This window comes from Dactylosporangium sucinum, assembly GCF_014647515.1.
GTDB classification, from domain to species: Bacteria; Actinomycetota; Actinomycetes; order Mycobacteriales; family Micromonosporaceae; genus Dactylosporangium; species Dactylosporangium sucinum.
This window is the reverse complement of sequence record NZ_BMPI01000048.1, coordinates 13,562-38,440: the sequence shown is the minus strand read 5'-3', so window position 1 is coordinate 38,440 and position 24,879 is coordinate 13,562. Positions and strand designations below refer to the sequence as shown.

21 protein-coding genes are annotated in these 24,879 nt (G+C 73.3%); 4 read left to right on the top strand and 17 right to left on the bottom strand.

Annotated features, from left to right (window positions below; genetic code table 11):
* Positions 1-14: 14 nt before the first annotated feature.
* From IEZ31_RS37810 to eccD, 4 genes are all read right to left on the bottom strand, one after another.
* Complete coding sequence (locus IEZ31_RS37810) at positions 15-311, bottom strand: WXG100 family type VII secretion target (RefSeq protein ID WP_190254902.1); 297 nt, start codon at positions 309-311, stop codon at positions 15-17.
* A 31-nt stretch (positions 312-342) separates the two neighbouring features.
* A complete protein-coding gene (locus IEZ31_RS37805; RefSeq protein WP_190254901.1) occupies positions 343-642 on the bottom strand; it encodes a hypothetical protein in 300 nt (99 codons plus the stop codon).
* Positions 643-709: 67 nt separating this feature from the next.
* Entirely contained in the window at positions 710-2,098 is a 1,389-nt protein-coding gene (gene eccB, locus IEZ31_RS37800) for a type VII secretion protein EccB (protein WP_190254900.1), read from the bottom strand.
* 5 nt (positions 2,099-2,103) lie between these two features.
* Positions 2,104-3,501: a type VII secretion integral membrane protein EccD gene (gene eccD / locus IEZ31_RS37795; protein ID WP_190254899.1), complete on the bottom strand. Its 1,398-nt coding sequence runs from the start codon at positions 3,499-3,501 to the stop codon at positions 2,104-2,106.
* A gap of 128 nt (positions 3,502-3,629) precedes the next feature.
* On the opposite strand from eccD, the gene eccCa reads away from it, so the two are divergent.
* Entirely contained in the window at positions 3,630-7,607 is a 3,978-nt protein-coding gene (eccCa, locus tag IEZ31_RS37790) for a type VII secretion protein EccCa (protein WP_190254898.1), read from the top strand.
* Between the two features lie 9 nt (positions 7,608-7,616).
* Here the strand turns inward: eccCa and IEZ31_RS37785 are convergent, their stop codons facing one another.
* Together IEZ31_RS37785 and IEZ31_RS37780 are read right to left on the bottom strand one after the other, a co-directional pair.
* On the bottom strand, positions 7,617-8,792 hold the full coding sequence (locus tag IEZ31_RS37785; RefSeq protein ID WP_190254897.1) for a S8 family serine peptidase: 1,176 nt from the start codon (positions 8,790-8,792) through the stop codon (positions 7,617-7,619).
* A 10-nt stretch (positions 8,793-8,802) separates the two neighbouring features.
* Positions 8,803-9,375, bottom strand: coding sequence for a sigma-70 family RNA polymerase sigma factor (locus IEZ31_RS37780; RefSeq protein ID WP_190254896.1), 573 nt, complete (start codon positions 9,373-9,375; stop codon positions 8,803-8,805).
* 166 nt (positions 9,376-9,541) lie between these two features.
* Here IEZ31_RS37780 and IEZ31_RS37775 point away from each other — a divergent pair, with 166 nt between their 5' ends.
* Complete coding sequence (locus IEZ31_RS37775; protein WP_190254895.1) at positions 9,542-10,525, top strand: hypothetical protein; 984 nt, start codon at positions 9,542-9,544, stop codon at positions 10,523-10,525.
* A 63-nt stretch (positions 10,526-10,588) separates the two neighbouring features.
* Positions 10,589-12,796 (top strand): hypothetical protein, encoded by a 2,208-nt coding sequence (locus tag IEZ31_RS37770; protein ID WP_190254894.1) that lies wholly within the window; start codon positions 10,589-10,591, stop codon positions 12,794-12,796.
* A gap of 31 nt (positions 12,797-12,827) precedes the next feature.
* On the opposite strand, the gene IEZ31_RS37765 is transcribed toward IEZ31_RS37770, so the two are convergent.
* On the bottom strand, positions 12,828-13,808 hold the full coding sequence (locus IEZ31_RS37765) for an RICIN domain-containing protein (protein WP_190254893.1): 981 nt from the start codon (positions 13,806-13,808) through the stop codon (positions 12,828-12,830).
* Between the two features lie 146 nt (positions 13,809-13,954).
* Positions 13,955-14,368 (bottom strand): RICIN domain-containing protein, encoded by a 414-nt coding sequence (locus tag IEZ31_RS37760; protein WP_190254892.1) that lies wholly within the window; start codon positions 14,366-14,368, stop codon positions 13,955-13,957.
* Between IEZ31_RS37760 and IEZ31_RS37755 the strand changes: the two genes are divergently transcribed.
* Positions 14,346-14,891, top strand: a complete 546-nt coding sequence (locus IEZ31_RS37755) for a hypothetical protein (RefSeq protein ID WP_190254891.1) — start codon at positions 14,346-14,348, stop codon at positions 14,889-14,891. The genes IEZ31_RS37760 and IEZ31_RS37755 overlap by 23 nt on opposite strands.
* A 25-nt stretch (positions 14,892-14,916) precedes the next feature.
* Here the strand turns inward: IEZ31_RS37755 and IEZ31_RS37750 are convergent, their stop codons facing one another.
* The 9 genes from IEZ31_RS37750 to IEZ31_RS37710 all read right to left on the bottom strand — a co-directional run bounded on the left by IEZ31_RS37750 (position 14,917) and on the right by IEZ31_RS37710 (position 24,837).
* Positions 14,917-16,428: a DUF1996 domain-containing protein gene (locus tag IEZ31_RS37750; RefSeq protein ID WP_229836243.1), complete on the bottom strand. Its 1,512-nt coding sequence runs from the start codon at positions 16,426-16,428 to the stop codon at positions 14,917-14,919.
* Between the two features lie 180 nt (positions 16,429-16,608).
* Positions 16,609-17,436, bottom strand: coding sequence for a carbon-nitrogen hydrolase family protein (locus tag IEZ31_RS37745; protein ID WP_190254890.1), 828 nt, complete (start codon positions 17,434-17,436; stop codon positions 16,609-16,611).
* A complete protein-coding gene (locus IEZ31_RS37740) occupies positions 17,433-17,918 on the bottom strand; it encodes an NAD(P)-binding domain-containing protein (protein ID WP_190254889.1) in 486 nt (161 codons plus the stop codon). The genes IEZ31_RS37745 and IEZ31_RS37740 overlap by 4 nt, the downstream gene beginning before the upstream one ends.
* Positions 17,919-17,922: 4 nt before the next feature.
* Entirely contained in the window at positions 17,923-18,930 is a 1,008-nt protein-coding gene (locus IEZ31_RS37735) for an LLM class flavin-dependent oxidoreductase (RefSeq protein WP_190254888.1), read from the bottom strand.
* Between the two features lie 24 nt (positions 18,931-18,954).
* Positions 18,955-20,373 carry a dihydropyrimidinase gene (hydA, locus tag IEZ31_RS37730; RefSeq protein WP_190254887.1) on the bottom strand — a complete coding sequence of 473 codons (1,419 nt, stop codon included), beginning with the start codon at positions 20,371-20,373 and terminating at the stop codon, positions 18,955-18,957.
* A 34-nt stretch (positions 20,374-20,407) separates the two neighbouring features.
* The gene (locus IEZ31_RS37725) at positions 20,408-21,763 is read right to left on the bottom strand and encodes an aminotransferase class III-fold pyridoxal phosphate-dependent enzyme (protein ID WP_190254886.1); all 1,356 of its coding nucleotides are present in this window, start codon (positions 21,761-21,763) and stop codon (positions 20,408-20,410) included.
* Positions 21,760-22,323 carry an amino acid synthesis family protein gene (locus tag IEZ31_RS37720; protein WP_229836241.1) on the bottom strand — a complete coding sequence of 188 codons (564 nt, stop codon included), beginning with the start codon at positions 22,321-22,323 and terminating at the stop codon, positions 21,760-21,762. Before IEZ31_RS37720 ends, IEZ31_RS37725 begins: the two co-directional genes overlap by 4 nt.
* A 205-nt stretch (positions 22,324-22,528) precedes the next feature.
* Positions 22,529-23,356, bottom strand: coding sequence for a nitrilase family protein (locus tag IEZ31_RS37715; RefSeq protein WP_229836239.1), 828 nt, complete (start codon positions 23,354-23,356; stop codon positions 22,529-22,531).
* Complete coding sequence (locus tag IEZ31_RS37710; protein WP_190254885.1) at positions 23,353-24,837, bottom strand: NAD-dependent succinate-semialdehyde dehydrogenase; 1,485 nt, start codon at positions 24,835-24,837, stop codon at positions 23,353-23,355. Before IEZ31_RS37710 ends, IEZ31_RS37715 begins: the two co-directional genes overlap by 4 nt.
* Positions 24,838-24,879 lie beyond the last annotated feature (42 nt).

Here is a 24,879-nt window from a genome sequence, read left to right as displayed (position 1 = left end):
CCGTCTCCTTCGGCCTAGACGTTGCCTTCGAACAGCGACGCGCCCTGGGTGTCGGCGATCTGGTAGTTGCTGCGGATCTCGTCGATCGCGGTGGCGCCGCGGTCCAACGCGGCGTTCATCTGGTCGAGGCCGCTGTTCCAGGTGGTCTGCGCGACCTGGTACGACGAGGCCGCGCCACCGGCGTTGGCGGTGATGAACTGGTTGACGTACCCGTTGAGGTCGGCCAGCGCGTTCTCGATCGACCTGGTGACGCCGCGCAGCTCCTCGCTCGAGTCGAGCAGGCCGTTCGGGTTCAGCGAATAGGTTGCCATGTGCGATTCCTCTCGGGTCCTCTCCGGCCGGTCAGGCGTACCACTGGGCGTGCTGGGCCGACTCGTCTTCGGCATTGCTCGAGATGCTCAGGTGCTGGGTCATCGACGAGCGGAGCTGCTCCAGACCGTTCTTCACGGTCTGCACACCGTTGATCCAGTCGGAGAGGGAGGTGCGGTACTTGTTCGCGGCGACCCCGGTCCACGGCACGGACGAGCCGACGGCTTCGACCGCCTGGATCGCGGCATTGACATTGGCCATGGTGGTTTCGAAGGCGTTCAGCGTTTGGGTGATGGTGTATTCGTCTACGGAGTTGCCCAGCGGCGTGGTCATTGGTGCTCACCTTTCGTATCTTCGTTGCAGGTGGTGCCGGTTCGGTCCGGCCGGATCGTCTGTGGCCTCACCTCCTCGCCGCCGCCACGTCCAGCACCGGCCCGGTGGGCAGCAGGGACAGCAGCGCGGCGGGCACTGTCCGGGCTCCCTCGAGGGCGTAGCCGAGCGCTTTCGCCGCGTCGGCGCTGGCGATCGGGAACTTCACCCCGGCGTCGGTGACGAGGAAGTAGCTGGTGCCGTTCGCCTGCCCGGCGCGGCCCTGGCGGACCAGTCCGCCGACGCCGGGCGCGGCCAGCACGGCGGTCGCGGTCTGCTCGGTCCGGTCGACGACCGGCGCGTCCCCGGCGACCGTCACGGCCGGGGCGGCGCGCATGGTCGCCCGGGCCGGTCCCTCCGGCGTGGCGCGTTGCACGCACCACGTCTGGCCGGCCGGCAGGCCCGCCTGGGCCGGCGGCCGTTGGGGGAGTCCGGCCGGGAGCGCCGGCTGGGTCGACATCGGCAGCTGGGCGAGCGCGCCCGCGGTGAGTTCCAGCGGGCGCACCGGTGAACCCGGATACGCCGCGCCGGTGTCCGGGTTCCCGAGCACCAGTGCGACCGCCGTCGCGCCGATCGGGCTCAGTCCGTCGCGCAGCAGCAGGAAGTAGCGGTCGGGGGTACCGACGACGCGGGCGACGAAGACCTGCCCGACCCGGGTCTGCCGCCCGTCGACGACCGGGCCCGCGTCACCCCGGCCCGCGACGTCGACCGGTGCGATGTCCGGTCCGGGCGGCACCTGGTTGAGCCAGTTCGCCGCGACCGCGGGGGCCGCGGAGTAGCCGAGCACCCGCGGGATCCACGACCGGGTCAGCGCGAACCGCTGGCCGTTCCAGATCAGGAAGACCTGGCCACCCGGCGCGGTCACGGTGAAGCCGCTGTCGTCGCCGACCGTGGTGCCGCCGCCCCGGGCGAGGACGAGGAGCGTGCCGGTCCGCGCCGCCCCGGTCGGGTCCGTCCCACTGAGCGCACAGACCTCCCACCCGACGCCCGCGAGCCCGGCGGCGTCCGGGGTCGACTCGGGCGCGCCGACGATGCCGATCGGCATACCCCGCGGGACGGACCGCAGCGACGCCGCCGACACGGTCACCAGCGCGGGCCGCTTGCCGAAGATCAGGGCCGCGGACGCGTAGTTGTACACCGGTCGAAGCCGGCCGTCGACCAGCACGAACCGGCCGCCCGACTCCTTCTCGACGATGAGCGTCTCCGGCTCCTGCCATCGCTTGGCACCGCCCGGCTTGAGGAAGCCGAAGACGGTGAACCCGCCCACCAGGAGACCGCCGATCAGCAGCCCGGCGAGCATGCCGGTGAGGACCCGCCGATGGGGGTTCTCCAGCGCCTCCGGCTCGGCCATGACCAGGGCGGCCGTCAGCCGGCCGAGCGTGTAGGACTGGGCCTGGACCTGGTCTCGTCTCGACTGCACCGCGCTCAGCCGCCGATTCCGCGGACGAGACCGTACACGTTCAGGACGGCGAGGAACACCGGCAGGATCGCGGTCGCGGCGAGCGTCTGGAGCAGGTCGCCGGCGCGCCCCCAGTACGGGGTGGGGCGGCGGCCGGGCAGGATCCGGGCGATCAGGAGGAGCAGCGCGACGCCCAGCGGCACGGCGAGCGCCGCCCCGGCGACGCGGGTCAGCGGGCTGCCGGATGCCGCCCACGCGAGGGCAAGGGTGACCCCGCCGGCCGCGGCGGGCAGCAGTTGGGCCAGCCGGTGCCAGCCGCTCGTCATCGGGCGGGCGGCCAGGCAGCGGACCAGCACGACCAGCCCGGCCAGGGTCGCCGGTGCCCATCCGGGGGCCGCGCCGACGATGACGACGCCCGCTGCCGTCGGGGCGGCGAGCCCGCCGTACAGCGCGCTCATCAGCCGGTCGGCGGTCGCGGCCCGGGGCAGCAGCGTGGTGCTCGGAATGGGGTCGAGCTCCTCCTGGAGGTGCTCGGGCTTCGTCGGCAGCGGCGCCAGCCGGAGCCCGGCGAGCCGGAAGGCCAGCAGCGGGACCATCATCGCGGCGAGCGTGGACGCCACCAGCAGCGCGGCGGCCGACTCCACCATGCCCAGGCCGGCGAAGGCGCCCAGCGCCGTCGCCCCCGCGGTCAGCAGGCCGGCCACGACGACGCCGAGCAGGAGCGGGCGGGCATGGGCGATCGTGAGCGCGGCGATGCCGGCCATGGCCACGACGGCGACCGCCCCGGTGAACAGCGCCGGAGCGTCCGACCGGAGGCCTACCACACCGACGCGCGGGTCTGCCGCGAGCAGGCCGGCGAGCCCGGCGTACCCGACGGCGGCGACGGCGAAGGCGACGCCGAACGGCCGCTCGCCGACGGCGAACGTGGCGACGACGGAGCCGACGAGGCAGGCGAGCGCGAGCCCGCCGGCGGCGAGGGCGCGGTGACCGGCGTGGCCGGGGAGCCCGAGCGCGGCGACGCCGGTGGCGAGCAGCAGCGCGGCCGCCGCCAGGGCGGCCCACCGGGTCAGCGCCGGCTGCCAGCGGCCGGGTCGCTCCTGCACCCCGGTGGCGATGCCGTCGATCAGGTCGTCGAAGTCGACCGGCGGGATCTGCTCGGCCCGGGGCCGGAGGTGGACCATGTCGCCGTCGTGCAGCCCCAGTGCGGCGACGGTCGACCCCTGGTCGAGCGGGGCGGCGCCGAGGCGCTGCAGGACCCAGCCGCCGTGCAGCAGGCCGGACTCGACGAGGTTCTCGCCCAGCTGCTCGACCAGCACCGGCAGGAGGTCGGACACGACGACATGCGCCGGTACCGCCACCTCGACCTGGCGGGACGGCCCGCAGATGGTGAGGCGGCACATCTCGCCGGCGGCCGCGACAGTCATGGCGATGACAACGCATGAGCGCCCGCGGAGTTCACCGGATGGCGAAAATTCTCCGCGTCCGGTGATCCCCGCGCGTCGTGCCGAGCGTTGTAGTGCGCGCCGGCGCCCGCCGGCGCGGGAGGTGAGCGGTGAGCACCGTCGTGTTCCGTCGCCCGGCGCGGCGGACCGGTCCGGAGCTGCCCACGGGCGAGATCAGCCTGCAGGAGCCACCGGTGCTGCCCGAGGTCACGCCGCAGGGGCTGCGCAGCGTCATGACCATCCTGCCGATGATGCTGATGTCCAGCGTCATGGCGATGATGTTCCTGGGCGGCAGCCGCGGCATGCTCACCTGGGTCATGGCCGGGATGATGGGCGCCGCCATGGTCGGCATGATCGCCGGCCAGCTGGCGATGAGCGCCGGGGAACGCAAGCATCGCATGGGCGGCGACCGCCGTGACTACCTGCGTTACCTCTCTCAGCAGCGCAAACGTGTCCGCAAGTCGATCGACCAGCAACGCGAGGCGACCGCCTGGCGGCACCCCGATCCGTCCGCGCTGTGGTCGGTGGTGCTGACCACCCGCCGGTGGGAGCGGCGCCCCAGCCATCCGGACTTCCTGGAGATCCGGGTGGGCACCGGCCGGCAGCGGCTGGCCACCCGGATGGCGCCGTTGCAGACGAAGCCGATCGAGGACCTGGAGCCGCTGTCGGCGAAGTCCCTGCGGCGGTTCATCAACGCCTACACGACGGTCGCCGACCTGCCGGTGGCGCTGTACCTGCCCGGCTTCCACCAGATCCGGATCACGGGCGACGCCGAGCGGCGGCGTGCGTTCGCGCGGGCACTGGTCGCGCAGGTCGCGACGTTCCACGCACCCGAGGAGGTCATGGTCGCCCTGTGCCTGTCCGACGAGGCGGTGGCGGCCTGGGAGTGGGTCAAGTGGCTGCCGCACGTGCAACACCCGACCGAACACGACGCGGCCGGACCCGCCCGGCTCGCGGCGGAGAGCATGGACGCGGTGGAGCGCCTGCTCGGCAAGGAGTTCCTGGCCAGAAGCCGATGGGAACAGGGTGCGACGCCGAGCCGCGACGAGCCCTTCGTGGTGGTGATCTGTGACGACGGGCGGATTCCGGCGGGGTCCCGGATGCTGTCCGGCGGCTACCGCAACGCCGTCCTGGTCGACCTGGGCACGCCTCCCTCGACGGTTCCCCGCGGCCTGCTCTGGGCCGACCTGACCGAGTCCGGGCTGGAACAGGTCAAGCACGACCAGGTCGGGCGGGAGGTCCGGTCGAACCTGGCGCGGCCGGACGGGCTGGCCGTGACGGAGGCCCGCACCGTGGCGCGGATCTTGTCGCCGTACCGGCTGAGCATCACCACCGAGCCGGCCGCGGAGGCGCTGGCCACCGACTTCGACCTCGGTACGCTGCTCGGCGTCGCCGACCTGAGCAACCTCGACCTGACGGAGGCGTGGGCGGCCCGGCCGGACGCGCGCCGGCTGCGCATCCCGATCGGGGTGGATGCGGAGGGCGAGCCGGTCGAGCTCGACATCAAGGAGTCGGCGCTCGGCGGCATGGGACCGCACGGCATGCTCATCGGCGCCACGGGATCCGGCAAGAGTGAACTGCTGCGGACCATCGTGCTGGGCCTGGCGATGACCCACTCGCCGGAGATCCTGAACTTCGTCCTGGTGGACTTCAAGGGCGGCGCCACGTTCCTCGGGCTGGACGATCTGCCGCACACCTCGGCCGTGATCACCAACCTCGCCGACGAGGCGGCGCTGGTCGGCCGGATGCGCGAAGCGCTGCACGGCGAGCTGGTCCGCCGCCAGGAACTGCTGCGCCAGGCCGGCGGCTTCGCCTCGGTCCTGGAGTACGAGCGGGCCCGCGCGCAGGGCCAGCCGCTGGACGCGCTGCCGACGTTGTTCGTGGTCGTCGACGAGTTCAGCGAACTGCTCGCCACGCACCGCGACTTCATGGACCTGTTCGTCATGATCGGGCGGCTCGGCCGGTCGCTCGCGGTGCATCTCCTGCTGGCGAGCCAGCGGCTGGACGACGGCCGGATCGCCGCGCTGGAGACGCACCTGTCCTACCGGATCGGCCTGCGTACCTTCTCCGCCATCGAGTCCCGCACCGCCATCGGCGTGCCCGACGCCCACGAGCTTCCGCCCCAGCCCGGACACGGCTTCCTGCGGGTCGACGTGTCGTCGTTGATCCGGTTCAAGGCGGCCTACGTCTCCGGCCCGCACCGGCCCAAGCACCAGCGGCTCGACCCGGCGGTGGTCCAGAGCCAGGTCGTCTCGTACGGGCTGCGGCACACGCCCTACCCGGCGGTGGACGCACCCGAGCAGCCGGAGTCCCGCGAACCGGCCGATCCGGCGGACGAGCGCGTGCCCAGTGTGCTCCAGGTGGTCGCCGCCCAGCTCACCGGCAAGGGCTCACCCGCGCACCAGGTCTGGCTGCCGCCCCTGCTGCGGCCACCCACGCTGGACCAGATGCTGCCCGCGCTGGCCCCGGATCCCGAGGCCGGGCTGCGGGCGGTGGGCTGGCCGGGCAACAGCGCGCTGGCGGTACCGGTCGGGTTCGTGGACAAACCGTTCGAGCAGGCCCGGGAACTGCTCGCCCTGGACCTGTCCGGCATCGGCGGCCACCTGGGCGTCGCGGGCGGCCCGCAGAGCGGCAAGTCCACCCTGTTGCGCACGCTGATCTGCGCGCTGGCGCTGACCCACAGCCCGCGCGAGGTGCAGTTCTACTGTCTCGACTTCGGCGGCGGGATGCTGTCGACGATCAGCGAACTGCCGCACGTCGGCGGCGTCGCCAGCCGGCTCGACGCCGACCGGGTCACCCGGACCGTGGCCGAGGTGACCGCGCTGATCGCCGACCGGGAGCGGCGGTTCGCGGCCCAGGGCATCGACAGCATGGCGGCGTACCGCCGCCAGCGGGCCGCCGGCCTCGTCGACGACCCGCACGGCGACGTCTTCCTCGTCGTGGACGGCTGGTTCACCCTGCGACAGGAGTTCGAGGCGGCGGACCCGGCCATCCGCCAGATCGTCGCGCGCGGCCTCAACTTCGGCGTGCACCTGCTGCTCACCGCGGCCCGCTGGTCGGAGGTCCACCACGGCATGCGGGACCAGATCGGCACCCGGCTGGAGTTGCGGCTCGGCGACCCGGTCGACTCGGCGATCGACCTGCGCGCGGCCGCGACCGTCCCGCACGTTCCGGGCCGGGGGCTCACCGCGCAGAAGGCGCACTTCCTGGGCGGGCTGCCGCGCATCGACGGCATCGCCGACGCGGCGAGCGTGGCCGACGGCTCCCGGGCGCTCGCCGCCGCGGTGCGGGACTTCTGGGACGGTGCCCCGGCGCCGCGGGTGCGCACCCTGCCGGCGGTGCTCCCGGCCCGCGACCTGCCGCCACCCGACGGGGACCTGCGCCTGCCGATCGGCGTCGACGAGGAGCGGCTGCAGCCGGTATGGCACGACTTCGACGAGCTGCCGCACTTCACGGTGCTCGGCGACGCCCAGAGCGGCAAGACGAGTGTGCTGCGGTACGTGGCCGACTCGCTGATGCGGCGCTTCACCCCGGAGGAGGTGCGCATCATGATCGTCGACTTCCGGCGGGTCCTGTTCGACCGGGTACCCGAGCGGTACCGTGTCGGGTACTCGGTCTCCGTCGACTCGACGCGGGCCACGGTCGGGCAGGCCATCGAGGGACTGAAGCGCCGGATGCCGGGCACCGACGTCACGCCGGAGCAGTTGCGGGCCCGGGACTGGTGGTCCGGTCCGCGGCTGTACCTGCTCGTCGACGACTACGACATGCTCGGCGGGCACGAGAGCCCGCTGCTGCCGCTGATCCCGTACCTGGCGCAGGGCACCGACATCGGCTTCCACGTCGTCCTGACCCGGGCGGCTGCCGGCGCGATGCGCATGTCCATGGATCCGTTCATCCGGCGGCTCCAGGAGACGAACAGCCCGGACGTGGTGCTGTCCTGCCCGCCCGGCGAGGGGCCGCTGCTGGGTAACACCAAGCCCAAGATCCTGCCCCCGGGACGCGCGCTGCTGTGCACCCGCCGCGGCAGCAGGGTGATCCAGACGCCGTACGTGGAGGCCGGTGCGCCGGCCACCGAGGCGGCCCCGTAGCGAGCGGATCTACGTCGTGCGGCGCCGCAGGCTCCTGCGGATCCACAGCGTGGCGGCGACGAGGAAGGTCACGACCGCGATCGTGACGCAGACCAGTCGAGCTCGTGCGACGGCCTGGTCGGCGGCCGGTGCGGCCTCGACGACGACGGGGACGGCCGCGGCCCGGACCTTCCGCAGTGCCTCGCCGGGCTCGACGGTGGTGACGGCGGCATAGGGGTCGACGGTGCCGGCCACCGCGTGCGGTGGGCGTTCCGCCGTCACGACCAGACGCTCGCGTACCTGGTCGGCCGTGAGATCCGGACGGTACCCACGGACCAGCGCGGCGGCGCCGGCGACGTACGCGGCAGCGATCGCGGAGCCACCGACCGAGTAGTGTCCGGGCCCCGAGGGGCCGGGCACGACCGCGTCGACCGCGGCGGCCAGCACGTCGAGTCCGCTCGCGGCGCCGGTCACTTCGGTGGCCCGGCCGTCCGCATCGACCCCGCCGACGGCGAGGACCTGCGGATAGGCGGCGGGATACCAGGCCGGCGGCGCCTGGCCCGCGACCCCGGCCGCCTGGTCGTTGACCGGCGCGACGACGAGGACGTTCTGCCCGGCCGCCCGGGCGACCGCCGCTTGCAGCTGCGCGGTGCCGGTGACGTGGCCGGTGCCGAGCAGGATGACGCCGGCGCCGGCGTCCACGGCGGCGTCGATGCCGGCGGCGATGGCCTCCGGTGTGACGTCGCGCCGCGAGCCGATGACGCGGATCGGCAGCACGGTGGCCTCGGGGGCCATCCCGACGATGCCGGAGCCGGCAGTGGGCCGGCCGGCCACGATCGAGGCCAGGGCGGTGCCGCGGCCCAGACAGTCCGATCGGGCGGGGCCGCCGGCGACGACGTCCTGGCCGGCGGTGACCGCTCCGGCGAGGCCGGTCGCGTCGCCGCTGACACCCGAGTCGAGGACCGCGACGAGCACGCCCTTGCCCCGGCTGAGGGGCCACGCCTGATACGGCACCATGCGTGCGGTCGGCCACGGCACCCGGTCGCCGTACACCACGGGGGACGGGCCGACACAGCCGCTGGCGGCGACGGGAAGTGCGGGCGGGGCGGCGTCGGCCACGGCCGGGGCGGCCGTGGCCATGCTCAGCCCGGCCGCGAGCAACAGGGCCGCGCAGGCGCGGGCGCGACGTCCGTGGGTCGTCGGCATGGATACGTCCCTACTGGTCGAGATGGGAGCGCAGCGCCTGCTTGGCGTAGTAGGCCCGGGACTTCACGGTTCCGAGCGGGATGTCCAGCATCTCCGCAACCTCGCTGGGGGAGCGGCCGTAGTAGTAGAGCTGGATCAGCACGATGCGGTGCTCGGGGCGCAGCCGCATCAGGGCGTCGCGGACCGCGTGGGCGGACACCAGGTTGCCGATCGTGTCGTCGGCGACCGACAGGCGGGCGAGGTCGTCCACCATCACCTCGGCCGGTCGCGACTTGCGGGACCGCAGCATGTCCACGACCAGCCGCCGGGCCACCGTGTACAGCCAGGGCCGGAAGGCGTCGAGATCGGTGTCGTCATATCGGGACAGATGACGCCAGGCGCGGACGAAGGTCTCCTGCAGGATGTCCTCGGCAAGCCGCGAGTCGCCGAGGGTGAGCTTCACCAGATACTTGAGGAGTGCGTTGCTGTGCAGCTCATGCAGCTTCGCGAGCTGGGTGTCGGCCATGGCCGCCGGACCGGTCGGGGAGCCGGGCTGCGCGGGGGAAGGCTGCGACGACGGGTTCGAGGCGACGTGGCCGGCCATCGCGGTCCTCCGTTCCCTTCACCTGCCCGACGCTCCCGCGTGACGGACGACATTCGGCTAGCCAGGAAATCTTTGCCGGGGTGTGAACTTTTCGTCTCCGGCTGACGAAGTAGCGGTCGCAGGCATGTAAATGTAGCAGCATCATTGGGCCCCAGGGAGGGCACAGGTGACCGTCGTCGCGTTTCACCACCTGTTGCTTCGCCTCGCCGGGTGGGCACCCGACGAGTTCATCGGCGTCGCGCGGGATCGCCTTGCCCGGGGCGGGATCGACGACGTCGCGGCGATGATCGGGTACGCGGCGGCGGCCGGCCGGATTCCGTTGGCCGAGCGGGACGTCGAGCTGCTTCGGGCCACGCTCGACCCGGTGCCGCCGGTGGCCCGGGCCGGTGCGCGATCGGCCCTTCCGCCGGTCGCGTTCGCCCCCGGATCCGACCGGAGCGACAGTCTCGACCAGGCGGAGGCGGCCTGCGTGGATGCGGTCGAACTGGAGTCCGAAGGCACGGCGCGCGCGGTGTGGCGGGCCTGGCGGTCACCGGACCGGCCGACGGTGTGGCCGCCGCCGAAGCGGATCCTGCTCGTCGAGGCCGCGGCGGACGGGGAGCTGCTCGCGCTCGTCGCGGCCCGGTTGCAGGAGGTGCTCGAGCACTCGGGCGAAACGGCCCCGCAGGTGGAGGTCTTCGCCGACGCGGACGGGCTGCCGCCCTACCAGCGGGCGGCGCTGGCAAGCGCCGCGCTGATCTGGGGCGATGCCGGGCACCGGCCCGGTCCGGCCCGGCCCCGGGTGGCGAGCCTGTTCGACGCGGGCGTGCAGCCGGGGTTCACCGGGAGGAGGGAGAGCCTCGCCGGGCCGGAGCGCGACCTGGTGCTGGCGTTCCTGGCCGGCGGCAGCCCGGTCCTCGCCGCGTCGGCCCGCATGACCGACGTCCTCGACAACACGCCCGCCGTCGTCCCGATGACGTGCCGGTCCGACGGCGCATGGGTGTGGCCGGACGGCGTCTCCTACTATCTCCGCGTTCACGCCGTGGCGCCGGAGGACGACTTCCTGCGGCACATCCGGGCAGCCGAATATCGGGCGGACCCGATCGACAGCGTCGCGGTCCACCAGGCGCTGGAGGCCGTGACCGCCACCGGGACGGGAGAGCCGTGGTGACGGGGAGCCGTGGCTGACGGCGGGTGGGGGAGGCCGGTGCGGCCCGGCCCGCCGGCGGTCCGCGTGGAAGCACTCGGTGATGCGCTGCTGTTGCGCGCGGGCACCGGACCGGCCGGCGCGCTGCGGGCGGTCACCTCGGCGCTCGGCCGTGGACACCGGGAGACGGTGGTCGTGACCGCTCCGGCGGTCACCGGCCAGGACGGGCTGTTCGATCTCGTCATCGACGCCGTGGCCGAGGCCGCCCCGATCCGGGCCGGCATCCGGACCGAGATCCGGCTCGTGCTGCTCGGCGCAGGTCCGGACCGGGACACGCGCGAGGACGGCATCCGGCGGGTGGCATGGCGGCTCGGCCGGCGGGTCACCGGCTCGCTGGGTCCGGTCGTGGTCGCCTCGGACGGCACCTGCGTCTCCGTACCGCACGGTGCGCACGGCGACGCTCCGGACGGCGACGGGTGGCGGTACGGCTGGTACGGGTCCGACGGCACCGGCCCCGACGGCGACAGCTGGGAACCACCCTGGTCGCCCGAGCCGCGATGGCCGGTCCTGCCCGCTCCGGAGAGCCGGACCCGCGACCAGGCCGGCCCGGGCCTCGTCGCCCACCCCGTACCCGCCGGCCTGTGGCTGCTGCCCGCCGGCGTCCGCCCGGGTCAGGCCGGGGTGGTGGGCAGCCTGCCGCGCGAGCCGGACGCGCCGACGATCTTCGTCGGTGGGTGCGGCCGGCCGGTGGCGGCCGACGAGGTGGCGCGAGCGGTGGCGGCCATGCGACCCGATCCGGCGTCGCGGCTGGTGTTGCTGCCCCGGGCCGTGCCGGACGGGGCCCCGGCGGACCGGTTCGACGGCCTGCCGGTTCGGGTGCGCTCCGCCGTGCCCGTGCTCGGCGAGACGGGCTGGCGGCTGGCGCCGGTCACCACCGCCGGCACCGTCGTCCCGCCGGCCGCGGCCGAGGCTCCCGCCGGCGACGACCGGCCGGCGAGCCCGGCCGTCGCGCCGGCGCGCTCGGGTCCGTACACGGAAGGGCGCCGCCCCGTCCCGGGCCGCGCCACCGCCGCCGGGTGGTCGTTGCTGGACGACACCGACGCGCTGGGCATCGCGCCCGCGGCGGCGGGCGTGCTCGTCGAGGTCGCCACCGGCCCTCAGGGGTTTCTCGTCGGGGGCGCGCCCATCAGCGTGGCGGACTTCGCAGACCTGCTCGCCGCGGCGCTCGGGCCCGGCCCGGCATCCCTGGTCCTGGCCGGGCCGGACCACGACCGGCCCGTGACGCTTCTCGCGGAGCTGGCCGAAGTGCTCGGCGCACCGGTGTACGCGCCGGCCGGCCCGCTGGCGCTCACCGCGACCGGGGTGCTGCTCGCCGCTTCCGGCTTCCACGCCTACGTTCCGGGTGCGCCCCCCGAACCGGCCGGACCGGTCCTGCCGGCCGGGTGCGCCGACGCCCGCATGGCGGGCCTGGCGACGCGGTTCGCGCCGATCGCACCGGCCGGGCCGGGGCGGTCCAGGTCCGTGCCGGCCCGGGCCGGCATCGCCGGCGTCACCCGGCGACCGGGCGATGCGCCGGCCTCGGCGGTCCGGACGGCGGCCAGGGCGGCCGAGCCCCGACCCGAGCCCCGACCCGAGGCGACGGAGCTGCAGGACGCGCTGGTCGCCGCGCTCGGCCCGGAGTACGACCGGCACGCCGCCGAACTCGACGAACCAACTCCGGAACTGGTCGCGCTGCGGGCCTACGCCAACGGCGCCGGACCCGGTGTCAACGCCTACCTGCGCGGAGCGCCGATACCCGAACCGGGCGCCGCGACCGGGCCGTGGGGTCCGCCGGCGGTGGTCGCCGCCGGCGCCTTGCTGGCGTTCCGGCAGCTGCCCGTGGTGTTCGGTCCGGTCTTCGCGTCGAGCGCCGCGCCGGCGGGGTCCTACGCCGCGGGCGTGGACCTCACCGAGCCGGGATTCGTCGAGGCCCACCTCGGCCCCGGGGCGCACCCGGACGCCAGGACCGAGTACGCCATCTGGTCGATGACGGCGCGCCGCGTGGACGCCGCCGTTCGTGCCGGAGCGCCGGTCGCGTGCTTCGCTCCGGGCAGCCGGTTCGCGGTCCTCGCGGTCGAGCGGTTCGACGGGCGGATCCGTGTGTACCTCGCGGACCGCAACGCCGGCCCCACCGCCGACGCCGGCACGCTGCTCGCCAGGCTGCGCGCCGGCGCCGCCGCACCGAGCACGGACCGGCCGATGATCGCGCCGATCGGGTTGACGGACTCCGGCCGGCCCTTCGCGTACGATCCGTGATCCTGACCGGTGCCCCCTCTCTGGGCGGCCGTCAGGAGACCAGGACGATCCGCCAGGTCTGGTTGGCGTTGGGCGCCGCGGGATCGGCGTTCCACTGCTGGACCGCGACGCCGTCGGCGGTCCCGCCGTCCCGGACGTCGAGCAGGAATCCGCTGGTCATGTTGCGGATCGAGTAGCGGTCCGAGCCGACACCCTGGAAGCACCAGGTCTGGTTGGTGTTCTCGTCGAAGTTGGTCCACTGCTGCATCTGCCGGCCGTTGACGGACGTGCCGTCGGTGTTGTCGAGCGCCTTGCCGGAGCGGACGTTGACCAGATGGAAGCAGCCGGACTGGGCCGCCACGATCCGCCAGTGCTGCGCGGTGCCGGCGACGTCGGCGCTCTGGGCCACCCGGGCACCATCGGCAGCTGAGCCCTGGCTCACCCCGGCGGACTTCCCGCTGGCGAGACTGACCAGGCGGACGGTGATGCCGGCCCGTGGCGCGGTGTACGTGGGCGCGGCCACGGTGGTGGTGGCCTTGCCCGAGGGTTTGGCGGCGGACGCCGTGACGGTGGTGCGCGGCGTCTCGGTGTTGCGGCCGGGCGGCGTCGAGTTCCGGGCGGGTGGCGGCGTCGTGGCCTGGGTCGGTGCCGATGCGGCCGCCGAGGCGGCGGGTGTGCCACTGGGCTCGGGTACCGGCTCGATCGGCGGGTAGGTACCCATGGCGGCGCCGCCCTGGGCGGGCGGCCCGGAGTTCGCCGGTGCGGCCGGTGGCCCGGACCTGCCCCAGCCGGCGGTCAGGCCGATCGCCGCCACGACGGTCAGTGCCCCGACCACGACGAACGCCATCGTGAACAGCCGGCGGGGCTGCGGGCGGCGCTGGTGGACCGTGGGGTCCGCTGCGGGCGTGGGATCGTCGTCGGCGGCGTCGTCGACGCTCCACACCTCGCGCGGTTCGTCCCGGCCCGACCCGTCGGCGACGAGTTCCCAGTCCTGTGCCTGATCCCACTCGTCCTCGCTGGATCCTCGGTTCACGGTGTGCCCTTCCTCCGTTGTGTCTGCAGGTGCCGGGGCGGCCTCGGCGGGCGCTCGGGGCCGGTCCGGGCACGGGCACTACGTACCGGGCGCGGGCGCGGTTCACGAAGGGATCGCCGGCGCCGGTACCGGCGGCCGGTCGATGATCAGGCCGGGACGAGCCTCCAGGACTGGCTGGGTTGTGGTGCGGCCGGATCGCCGGCCCACTGCTGCACGGCGTCGCCCTCACCGGAGCTGCCGGCGCGGACCGCCAGCAGGAGTCCACTCGCCCGGTTCCGGATCGAGTACAGCCCGCCGCCGGCCTCGTAGAAGCACCAGGTCTGGTTGATGTTGCCGGGCGCGAAGCTCCACTGCTGCATCTGGGTGCCGTTGCCGGTGCTGCCGCCCGGATTGTCCATCGCCATCCCGGAGTGTGCGTTGGCCAGCTGGTAGCAGCCGGCACCGACATCTTCGACGCGCCACTGCTGGGCACGGCCGCTGCCGCCGGTCTGCACGATCAGGCCGCCGTTGCCGGTGGCGCCGCCCGCCACCGCGATCGTGAGACCGCTCTGCGCGTTCACCACCCGGACCGTCAGGCCGGCGGCCGGTGCGACCGAGCCGGGTGGTGCCGAGGCGCCCGGCGTGGCGGGTGCGGGTGTTCCCGGCCGGCTGGCCGGCGCGGTCGTACGGGCCGGTGCGCCCGGTGTCGACGGCGGTGTGACCGGCGTGCCGCTCCGGCCCGGCGCGGGACTGGGCATGACGGCCGGTGCGGAGGAGGTGGTGGAGTGGTCGGGCGCCGGACGGTCCGGCACGGGTCCGTACTGCCCGGGCGGCGGTGCGTCGTCCGGGCTCTGGCTCGCCGTCCTGGCGGACCCTGGCGCCGGCCAGTCGACCGGCGCGGCCCACGCAGCCGTCGTCAGCGCCAACGTGAGTACGGCGATGCGCGGCAACCGCCGGCGGGACGCGCGGCGGGGCGCGCGGTGCGAGATGATCGGTGGCCGTTCGGGGAACAGCGCGTCGTCGGTGGACCAGTCGGTGTCGGCGGCCGCACTGGTCCGGCCGGAGGCGCTGGACGACTCGGGGAACCGCCGCACAGCGCCGTGACCGGTCGGGGTGGGTTCTGCCACGCTCAGCCCCCGGCGAAGGTCGGCTCGGTGCCGCACTTGGCCTTCGCGGTGAGGCAGATCTTCACCAGCGGGCCGAGGTTCTCGGGCTTCCACGCGTTCATGAAGTCGCCGTGCATCGAGGAGGCCATGCCCGACGAGAGCTGCAGTCCGTCCCCGCCGAGCGACTCGTAGTTGACCATGAACGAGAGGTTCGGGACGGCGACCGGGTACTGGCCGGTGCACTTGCCGCCCTGCATCGGGCCCATGTGGGACCTGTGGTCGGGCGAGTCGATGTGCCTGCCGTCCCAGCAGTCCTGGAAGACGAGCTGGAAGATGAGGTTGCCGCCGGGGGCGCAGACCGGCCAGTTGCCGTCGGCGCTGCGGCCGGTCTCGGCGCTGCCGGCGCACCAGAACTGGCCGCTGGCGCCCTTCGGCGTGGCTACCTGCCGCTTCGCGTCACCGTGCACGACGAGGAGGCCGGGCGGGAAGGGTACCGTCACCGACGGGTCCGCCAGCCGTGACCCGTAGTACACCCGGAAGCTTTTGATCTTCACCGGCTGCCCGTTCCGGAGCAGCTGCGGCACCCAGTAGGCGCTGTTGTCGCCCGGCGCGTTGCAGGTCGTCGGGCGCTTGAGCAGATCGTCCGGCGTGGTTGCCGCGTCCACGGTCGGGCCGAAGAACGTGTGCATGTGCGAGGCGCCCGGCAGCCCCGGCAGCACGATCGGGTCGTCCTTCGCCTCGTTGGACACGGTGCAGTCGGTGTGGAACTCGGCGACCCGCGTCGTGCCGGGCGGGACCGGCAGCTGCTTGATCGCGTTGAAGGCGGCCAGCTCCCGCTGCCAGGCCGCCTCGTCGACCGGCACCCAGCCGCCCCCGGAGTTGCCGGTCGGTGCGGAGCCGGACGGCGCAGGCGGCGCGGCGGTGGACGGCGCGGCGGGCGAGGAGCTACCACCGCCCGGGGCCCCGACGGTCGCGGTGGCTGGTGCGTGTGTCGCGCCGCCGGTGCCGAGCGTGAAGTAGTTGATGTTGACGAAGTCCGCGTGCTGCTGGCTCCGCATCACCGCGACAAGGGTCTGCTTGCCGGCGGGCACGCTCGCGGCCCGGGCGGTGACGGTTGTCCAATGTTGCCAGCCACCGGTGCCGGTGACCGGGAACGTGGCCAGCAGCGTGCCGGCCGGCGAGTCCAGGTGCAGCTCGATCGAGCCGCCGGCCGGGTTGTGCGCCGCGACGCGGGCGGTGAGGTCGGCCCCGCCGAGGGTCACGCCGTCGTACCGCATCCAGTCACCGTCGGCCAGCCAGCCGACGTTCTCGCCGCCGCCGGTGTCGGTGGTGTGCTCCGTTCTGGCGCCGGACTGCGCTGCGAACGCCTCCGCTTCGAGCCGGGCACCCGGCCCGGCGACCTCACCGGCGCTGGCGCCCGCGAGGTAGAAGCCGGTGGCGCCCAGCGCCAGGGCAACGGCGGCGCCGAGCATGGTCTGCGCTCGGCGACTGAGGTGCCAGGCCGGCCTGGCGTGGCGCTGCGAATCGGTACGCATGCTGACTCTTCCTTGCCGCCCTCGGGAGGCTGCTGGCTTCGTTGGTGCCAGCAACAACGGGCAGTGGCGAGGCTGAGTTCATGGCGCACGGAGATTTCGGTCCCGCACGCCGTCGGCGGGCGGCCGGGCGGCGACGCATGCGGTGCGGGACGGCACCGCATGCGCCACGCCGGCCCGGGGTTACGCGGTCGGGCCCATCGTCGTCAGCCGGGCGTAGAGCTCGGGGCGCCGGTCGCGCAGGAACGGGCGCTTGCGCCGGGACAGTTCGACCAGGCTCAGGTCCACCTCCGCCACGGCCACGCCGTCGGCGCCGCCGGCCTCGGCGAGCACGTCGCCGTCCGGGCCGTAGACGGCGCTGAGGCCGAAGTAGTCCTTGACGCCCTCCTTGCCGACCCGGTTCGAGCAGATCACGAACATGCCGTTGAACACCGCGTGCGCGCGCAGCTCGAGCTGGAAGACCTCGCGCATGGGTGCGCTGGCCGAGGCCACCGGCACGCAGAGCACCGACCCGCCGCGCAGGGCGACGATCCGGCTGAGCTCGGGGAAGTGCCGCTCGTAGCAGATGATGGTGCCGACGCGGGTCTCTCCGGTGTCGACGACCTCGGGTTCCGAGCCGCCCGGCTGGAAGTAGAACTTCTCCGGGAAGCCGTTCGAGAACGGCAGGTGCGACTTGCGGTACACCGACCTGAGCTCGCCCGCGACGTACGTGCAGGCGGTGTTGTAGTACACGCCCGGCACGTCGGCCGCCTCGAAGATCGACGAGACGATCGTCATGCCGTGCTGCCGCGACCGTTCGGCGGCCATCCGGTTCGAGGGGCCGTCGAGGCGTTCGGCCAGCTCGAAGTACTCGAGGTCGGGCTCCGGCTGGACGAACGGCACGGCGAAGAGCTCCGGCAGCAGGAGGATCCGGGCGCCCTGGCCGGCGGCGTCGTCGATGAGGTCCGCGGCGCGCCCGATCGTCTCGGTGCGGTCGGCGGAGGCCTGGAGTTGCAGCGCTGCGAGCTTCACGCGTGGACCCTCTCCTGGGGGGCCTGGGTCAGTCCGGTGATGGCCACCCCTGACCGGGTCTTGTACCGCTTGTTCACCGAGATGAGCACGGCGGTGAGCGGCTCCAGCTGGCGGGCCAGCCGGAGCCGGCCGGCGTCGACCGCCCGGCCGCCGGTCACGTCGACGGCCAGCCCCATGACGAGCTCCTTGGCCGCGTGGTCGTCGCCGCACACCAGGACGTCCTCGTGGCTCAGGTCCGCCTCCGGGTCGAGCAGGAGCGGGGCGGAGAGGTGGTGGAACGCACCCACCACCGTGGCGGCACCGGTGATCTCGGCGGCGGCGAGCTGCTGCCGCAACTGGGCGGCGGCGTCGTCGGCTCGGGCGGCGTCGCGGGATCCGAGCACGATGGAGTGTCCGGCGCGGGCCAGGCGGTAGGCGAGCCCGCGGCCCTGCGGGCCGGTCCCGCCGATGACCGCGATCCGCGTGGGCGTCGTGTGGGTCATCGGCTCAGGCCTTCGCGGCCTGGGCGAGCCGGGTGAGGGTCTGCTCCTTGTCGCCCAGGGTCGAGATGATCGGGCTGCGGACGCCGGCCTCGTGGTACGACATCAGCTTCTGGTACGCGTCGTCCGTGGAGCCGCAGGCGGTCACGTTCTGGACCAGGCTGTTGGGGACGAGCTGCATCGCCCGCTTGATGTCCTCCGGGGTGGCCGGCCAGCCGGCGATCTCCTGGAGCCGGTCGACCAGCTCGCGCTCGACGCCGCAGTGCTCGGCGATGTGCGGCTGCTGGCACAGGTACAGCGTGAGGAACGCCTTGCAGGCGTCGATGGCCTCCTGCGGGTCCTTGTCGTTGACGCTGCATGAGACGATCTGGGTGAGGTCGATCTCCTGCTTGCCGTCGGTCCGCTTGGCGATGCCGCGGTCGATGGCCGCACGAGCGCCGGCGAGGTACGACGGCGGCAGGAGGAAGTCCATGTGCACGCCGTCGCTGATCTCACCGGCCAGCTCCAGCATCTTGGGGCCGACCGCGCCGATGTAGATCGGCACGTGGACGGGCTTGTTCTCGCGGTACATGCTGTCGAACCGCACGCCGCGCATCTGCACGAACTCGCCCTCGAAGTCGACCAGCTCGTTGCGGAAGAACGACTGCAGCACGGTGATGTACTCGCGCATCGACGCGATCGGCTTGGTCAGGGGCTGGCCGACCTTGGTCGCCAGCGGCTCCCACCAGGCACCGATGCCCAGGATCGCCCGGCCGGGCGCCACCTCGTCGAGCGTCTTGAACGTGACCGCCATCAGCGCGGCGTTGCGGCTCTTGTTGTTGACGACGCCGGTGCCGATCTTCACGTTGCGGGTCCTGCTCGCGATGATCGCCGCCGGCACGATGCCGTCGCGGGCGAGCCGCCCCTCGGCGACCCAGACGGACTCGAACCCGTTCTGGTCGGCGAACTCGGCCTGCCAGTAGGTCTGCTCGAGGCTGAGCCGCTCGCCGACATGGATGCCAAGAGGAAGGTTCATCGTATTGACAGCTCCGTTCTCGATTCAGAAGAGGTGCGGCGTGCCGCGCTCGGCGAAGGCTCCCCGGCCCGCCGCGCCGTCGAAGGAACCCGATGCGTCGACCAGGTGGTCGCCGCGCGAGAGGACGTGGACCGGCTTGCCGGTCACCCGCATCCCGTCGTACAGGTTGTAGTCGGTCCGCATGTGCGTGCCCGCGGTGGTGATGACGTGATCGGCCCGCGGGTCCCACACCACCAGGTCGGCGTCGGCCCCGACCGCGACGATCCCCTTGCGGGGGAAGAGGCCGAAGAGCTTGGCCGGCCGGGTGGACACCAGGTCGACGAACCGGCACGGGTCGATCCGCCCGCTCGCCACACCGCCCTCCCACAGCACCATGAGCCGGTCCTCGATGCCGGGCACGCCGTTGGGCACCTTGGGGAAGTAGCCGGGGCTGCGCAGCTTCTGCGGCGGGAGGTCGTCGGGCTGGTGCATGCAGAAGCCCGCGTGGTCGGTCGCCACCGTCGCCAGCGCGCCGGTGACGAGCGCCTTCCACAGGCCTTCCTGGTTGCTGCGCTCGCGGATCGGCGGCGAGCACAGGTACGCGGCGGCCCGCTCGCCGAGGCCGGCGTAGTCCTCGTAGGCGACCTGCAGGTACTGCGGGCAGGTCTCCGCCCAGACCCGGCGGCCGTCGGCACGCGCCCGGCTGATCTCCTCGGCCGCGGCGGCGCTGGAGACGTGCACGACGTACAGCGGCGCGCCGACGGATTCGGCGAGGACGATCGCCCGGTGCACGGCCTCGGCCTCGGCGTCGTGGCCGTGTGCCGTGGCGTGGAAGTGCTCGGCCGTCCGGCCGCTGTCGATCAGCCGTTGCGTCTCACGGGCCACCATGTGCCCGTTCTCGGCGTGCACCATCGGCAGCACGCCGAGCTCGCGAGCGAGCTCGAACCCCGCCAGGAGCTCACCGTCGTCGACCATCTGGGTGCCCGGGTACGCCATGAAGAACTTCCAGCTGGCCGCCCCCTCGTCGGCCAGCCGGCGGAGGTCGTCGAGCACGTCGGGCTGCTGGTCGCGGGGCGGGACGATGGCGTGCAGACCGAAGTCGACGACGGAGCGCCGCGCCGCCGCGTCCCGCCGGCGCAGGTACGTGTCGTACAGCGACCGGCCGGGCTCCTTCTTCACGAAGTCGAGGATCGTCGTCGTGCCGCCGTGGGCAGCGGCGACGGTCCCGGTGTGGAAGTCGTCGGCCGTCCTGGTGGTGAACCCGTCGATCGGGTACTCCAGGTGGGTGTGCGCGTCGATCCCGCCCGGGATGACGAGCTTCCCGGTCGCGTCGATGACGTGGTCGGCGGTCCAGTCCGAACCGATACCGAGCGCGACGATCCGCCCGTCACGCACCAGGACGTCGGCGCGGATCGCCGAGTCCGCGTTGACGACCGTGCCGTTGCTGATCAGTGTCGATCCCATGTCGTTCCCCTCGTGGGCGGGTTCGGTGGTGGGCTCAGCCCTGGTAGTGGTCGTCGGCGAGCGAGAGCACCTCGTCGAGCACGCCGAGCGCCAGGTCGATCTCGCCGGAGTTGATGACCAGCGGCGGCGTGAGGCGCAGAACGTTGAAGTTGGCGGTCAGGTACACGCCCCGCTCCATCGCCGCCTTGAGCAGGCGGCTCACCGGCGCCGCCGCGGCCCCCTTGGCGTTGAACGGCACGAGCGGCTCCCGGGTGCCGCGGTGCTTCACCAGCTCGACGCCGTAGAAGAGTCCGCGGCCGCGGATGTCGCCGATGCTCGGGTGCCGCTCGGCCAGCGCGGCCAGGCCGGCGCCGAGCCGTTCGCCCATCGCCCGCGAGTTCTCGACGACGCCCTCGTCCTCCATGATCCGCAGCGAGGCCACGCCGGACGCGCACGCGAGGGGATGACCGGCGTAGGTCATGCCGCCCCAGAACATGTTGTCCTTGAGCCACTCGGAGATCCGCGCGGAGACCGTCATGGCGCCGAGCGGGACGTAGCCGGAGTTCAGGCCCTTGGCGGTGATGAGGATGTCGGGCACGACGTTCCAGTGGTTGCAGGCGAACCACTCACCGGTGCGGCCGAAGCCGGCCATCACCTCGTCGAAGATCAGCAGGATGCCGTGGCGGTCGCAGACCTCGCGCAGGGACTGCAGGTATCCGTCCGGCGGATAGAGCAGGCCGTTGGTGCCGGTGACCGGTTCGACGATCACGGCGGCGACGGTCTCGGGGTTCTCGTACTGCAGGATCTCCTCGAGGTGCGGGCCGCCCGAGCAGACGGGGCAGGGGTCGGGGTGCCCGGCCGGGCAGCGGTAGGTGTACGGGTCGAGCATGCGCACCACGCCGCTGATGCCCGGTTCCGCGGCCCACCGGCGCGGGTCGCCGGTGAGCGACATCGCGCCCGCGGTGGCGCCGTGGTACGAGCGGTAGCGGGCGACGATCTTGTGCCGGCCGGTCACGTGGCGGGCAAGCCGGACGGCGTTCTCGTTGGCCGCCGCGCCGCCGGTGGTGAAGAAGCTCATCTTCAGGTCGCCGGGGGTCAGCCCCGCGATCATCTCGGCCAGCTCGGCGCGCGAGCGCTCCGCGAACCCCGGCCCGATGTAGCACAGGTCCGCGGCCTGGGCGCGGATCGCCTCGACGAGGCGGGGGTGCTGGTGGCCCAGGTTCAGGTTGACGAGCTGGGACTGGAAGTCGAGGTACTTGCGCCCGTCGTAGTCCCAGAACCACGAGCCCGACCCGCCGGCCACGGGGATGGGGTCCAGCGCGCCCTGCACCGACCAGGAGTGGATCACGTACTCCTTGTCGACGGCCTTGACGCGCTGCGCGGTCCAGGCCTCGGTCTCGGTGATCGTCATGAGCCGGCCTTGACCTCTGCGCCGAAGGTGGCGAGCCGGGCAAGCGGGCGTCCGGCGTTGGCCGCCGCGCAGATCACGAAGATCTCGCGAGGCCGCGGCACGTCGGCGACCTGCAGCGTCACCGTCTGGTGGTGGGAGCGCGTCTTGGCGTCCAGCTTGTGCTTGAGCGGGATGTCGATCGGGCTGCCGGGGAGCCCGACCTTCTCGGCCGCCGGCAGCAGTTCCGTGCCGCCGGCCGCCTTGCGGAAGACGTTGCCGAACCGCAGGTTGTGAATGAGTGCCGATCCGTGCTCGACCTCCCCGTCGATGCCGACGAGGGCCGCCTTGCCGAACGCCTCGACCTCGTCGCCCAGCAGCTCGACGCAGGCGGGCCCGATGAGGCTGCCGATCTCCTCGCCCAGCTCGTCGGCCAGGGTCACCAGATCCTGCACGTACGCGCTGGGGTAGGGGTTCTCGATGACGACCCCGACGAACGCGACGCGGTGGCGGGGCTGCACGTCCTGACCGTTCTCCAGCCAGGTCTCCTCGAGGTGGCGAACGATCTTCCGGACCCTGATCACGATCATTCCTCCTGTGTGGTTCACTCATCGAACCGTCGGTTCAAATACTGTCGATATTGCGATGGACTGTCAAGAGTCCTGAGGCTCGGACAACGCCGAGGTGATCCGGCCCGGAACAGGGCATGCGGCATCGGCCGGCCGCTACCGTGCCGGGCTCACGCCAGCTCGAGGATCCCCGGGACCAGCCCGGGGACCAGCCCGAGGATCAGCTCGAATACAGGTCGGTCCGCCGGTCGGCGAGGGGCTGGTTGAACGGGTTGTCCCGGCGCTCCCGGCGGGTGCCGATGAGGTCGACCTCGGCCGTCACCAGCTCTTCGCGGTCGCGGCTCGCGGGATCGGCCAGCGGCCAGCCGTCGGGGCCCACGAGCACGGACCGGCCGACGAACTCCTGCCCGCGCTCGACGCCGATCCGGCTGATCCCGGCGACGTAGCACTGGTTGCTGTGCGCGCCGGTCATGCACATCAGGTGCGCCATCGCCGGTCCGTCGTCGGGCTGCCCCGGCACCGGCACCCAGTTCGACGGCAGGACGACGAGATCGGCGCCCTGCACGGCCGCGCTGCGGAACGTCTCGGGGAACCAGGCGTCGTAGCAGATGCCCACCCCGATGCGCCCCAGCGGCGTGTCGAAGACCGGGAAGCCGTCCGTGTTGCGGTCGTAGATGCGTTTCTCGTCGTTCCACAGGTGCGCCTTGCGGTAGGTGCCCAGGTGGCCGCCCGGCCCGAGCACCACCGCGGAGTTGTAGATCCGGTCGCCGTCGCGCTCGGTCACGCCGCCGACGATCCAGACCCCCAGCTCCGCCGCGAGCGCCGCCCAGCCGGCGGTCGTGGGGCCGTCCGGCACGGGCTCCGCATACCGCGCCGCCTCCGACCGGTCCGTGAAGACGTAGCCCGCCGACGCCGCCTCGGGCAGCACCACCAGCCTGGCCCCGCGGGCGGCCGCCTCGCGGATCCAGAACGACGAGGCCGCGAGGTTCGCCCGCACGTCACCGAAGACCGGCCGCAGCTGGACGCCGGCCAGCAGGAAGGCGGTCACCAGGCCGCCCGGACGGCGGTGTACTTGATGTTCAGGTACTCGTCGATGCCGACCCGCCCGCCCTCACGGCCGAGACCCGACTGCTTCACCCCGCCGAACGGCGCGGCCGGGTTGGAGATGATGCCCTGGTTGAGCCCGACCATGCCGCTCTCGAGGCGCTCGCTGACCCGCAGGCCGCGGGCCAGGTTCTCGGTGAAGACGTAGGACGCGAGGCCGTACTCCGAGGCATTGGCCATGCGGAGCGCCTCGTCCTCCGCGTCGAACGCGACGACTGGGGCCACCGGGCCGAAGATCTCCTCCCGGACCGTCCGGACGTCGCCGGGCACCCCGGACAGGACCGTCGGCGCGAAGAAGTAGCCGTCGCCGGCGATCGCCGCTCCGCCGGTCACCACCTTGGCGCCGGCCGCCGTCGCGTCGGCGACCAGCTCACCGACCGACTGCACCGCATTGCCGTCGATGAGCGGGCCCACCTCGGTCTCGGGGTCGAGCCCGTGGCCGACCCGGAGGCCGCCCAGCCGCTCGGCCAGGCCGCTGACGAAGCGGTCCAGCACGGAGCGCTGGACGTAGAACCGGTTGGCGGCGGTGCAGGCCTCGCCGACGTTGCGCATCTTCGCCTGGACCGCACCCTCGATCGCCAGGTCGAGGTCGGCGTCGTCGAAGACCAGGAACGGCGCGTTGCCGCCCAGCTCCATGGAGGTGCGCAGCACCCGGTGCGCGGCCTGGCCCAGCAGCGTCCGGCCCACCTCGGTCGAACCGGTGAACGACACCTTCCGCAGCCGCCCGTCGTCGAGCAGCGCCGAGCTGGCCGCGCCCGACCGCGACGTGGTGAACAGGTTGACCACGCCGCGCGGGACGCCGGCCTCCTCGAGGATCCCGACCAGCGCCAGCATCGACAGCGGGGTCTGCTTGGCCGGCTTGACCACGACCGTGCAGCCGGCCGCCAGCGCGGGCCCGATCTTGCGGGTTCCCATCGCCATCGGGAAGTTCCACGGCGTGATGAGCAGGCACGGGCCGACCGGCTGCCGCATGACGACGACCCGGGAGCCGCCGCCCGGGGCGGTGAGGTAGCCGCCGTCGATGCGGACGGCCTCCTCGGCGAACCAGCGGAAGAACTCCGCCGCGTAGCTGACCTCCGCCTGCGACTCCGCGAAGGCCTTGCCCATCTCCAGGGTCATCAGCCCGGCCAGGTCGTCGCGCCGCGCGAGCATCAGCTCGAACGCCCGGCGCAGCACCTCGCCGCGTTCGCGCGGTGGCGTGGCGGCCCAGGCCTGCTGAGCCCGGTCGGCGGCGGCCAGGGCGTCGAGGGCGTCGGCGACGGAGGCGTCGGCGACCTCCGCGATCACCGAGCCGGTCGCCGGGTCCTCCACCGCCAGCGCCTTGCCGCCCTGGGCCGGCCGCCACGCTCCGTCGATGTACAGGCCCTTCGGCACCCGGCCGGCCACCGCCGTCGCCGCGGCCAGCGCCTCCTCAAATGCGGCCATTGCATCCTCCTCCACCGGCCGGTCGTCCGGTCCGGTCAAAAC

What these genes read in the sequence shown, in the direction of transcription:
- IEZ31_RS37725 (WP_190254886.1), bottom strand. Translation starts at nt 21,763, where the DNA reads ATGACGATCACCGAGACCGAGGCCTGGACCGCGCAGCGCGTCAAGGCC.
- IEZ31_RS37810 (WP_190254902.1), bottom strand. Translation starts at nt 311, where the DNA reads ATGGCAACCTATTCGCTGAACCCGAACGGCCTGCTCGACTCGAGCGAG.
- hydA (WP_190254887.1), bottom strand. Translation starts at nt 20,373, where the DNA reads ATGGGATCGACACTGATCAGCAACGGCACGGTCGTCAACGCGGACTCG.
- IEZ31_RS37710 (WP_190254885.1), bottom strand. Translation starts at nt 24,837, where the DNA reads ATGGCCGCATTTGAGGAGGCGCTGGCCGCGGCGACGGCGGTGGCCGGC.
- IEZ31_RS37780 (WP_190254896.1), bottom strand. Translation starts at nt 9,375, where the DNA reads ATGGCCGGCCACGTCGCCTCGAACCCGTCGTCGCAGCCTTCCCCCGCG.
- IEZ31_RS37805 (WP_190254901.1), bottom strand. Translation starts at nt 642, where the DNA reads ATGACCACGCCGCTGGGCAACTCCGTAGACGAATACACCATCACCCAA.
- IEZ31_RS37740 (WP_190254889.1), bottom strand. Translation starts at nt 17,918, where the DNA reads ATGACCCACACGACGCCCACGCGGATCGCGGTCATCGGCGGGACCGGC.
- IEZ31_RS37735 (WP_190254888.1), bottom strand. Translation starts at nt 18,930, where the DNA reads ATGAACCTTCCTCTTGGCATCCATGTCGGCGAGCGGCTCAGCCTCGAG.
- IEZ31_RS37750 (WP_229836243.1), bottom strand. Translation starts at nt 16,428, where the DNA reads ATGCGTACCGATTCGCAGCGCCACGCCAGGCCGGCCTGGCACCTCAGT.
- eccD (WP_190254899.1), bottom strand. Translation starts at nt 3,501, where the DNA reads ATGACTGTCGCGGCCGCCGGCGAGATGTGCCGCCTCACCATCTGCGGG.
- IEZ31_RS37785 (WP_190254897.1), bottom strand. Translation starts at nt 8,792, where the DNA reads ATGCCGACGACCCACGGACGTCGCGCCCGCGCCTGCGCGGCCCTGTTG.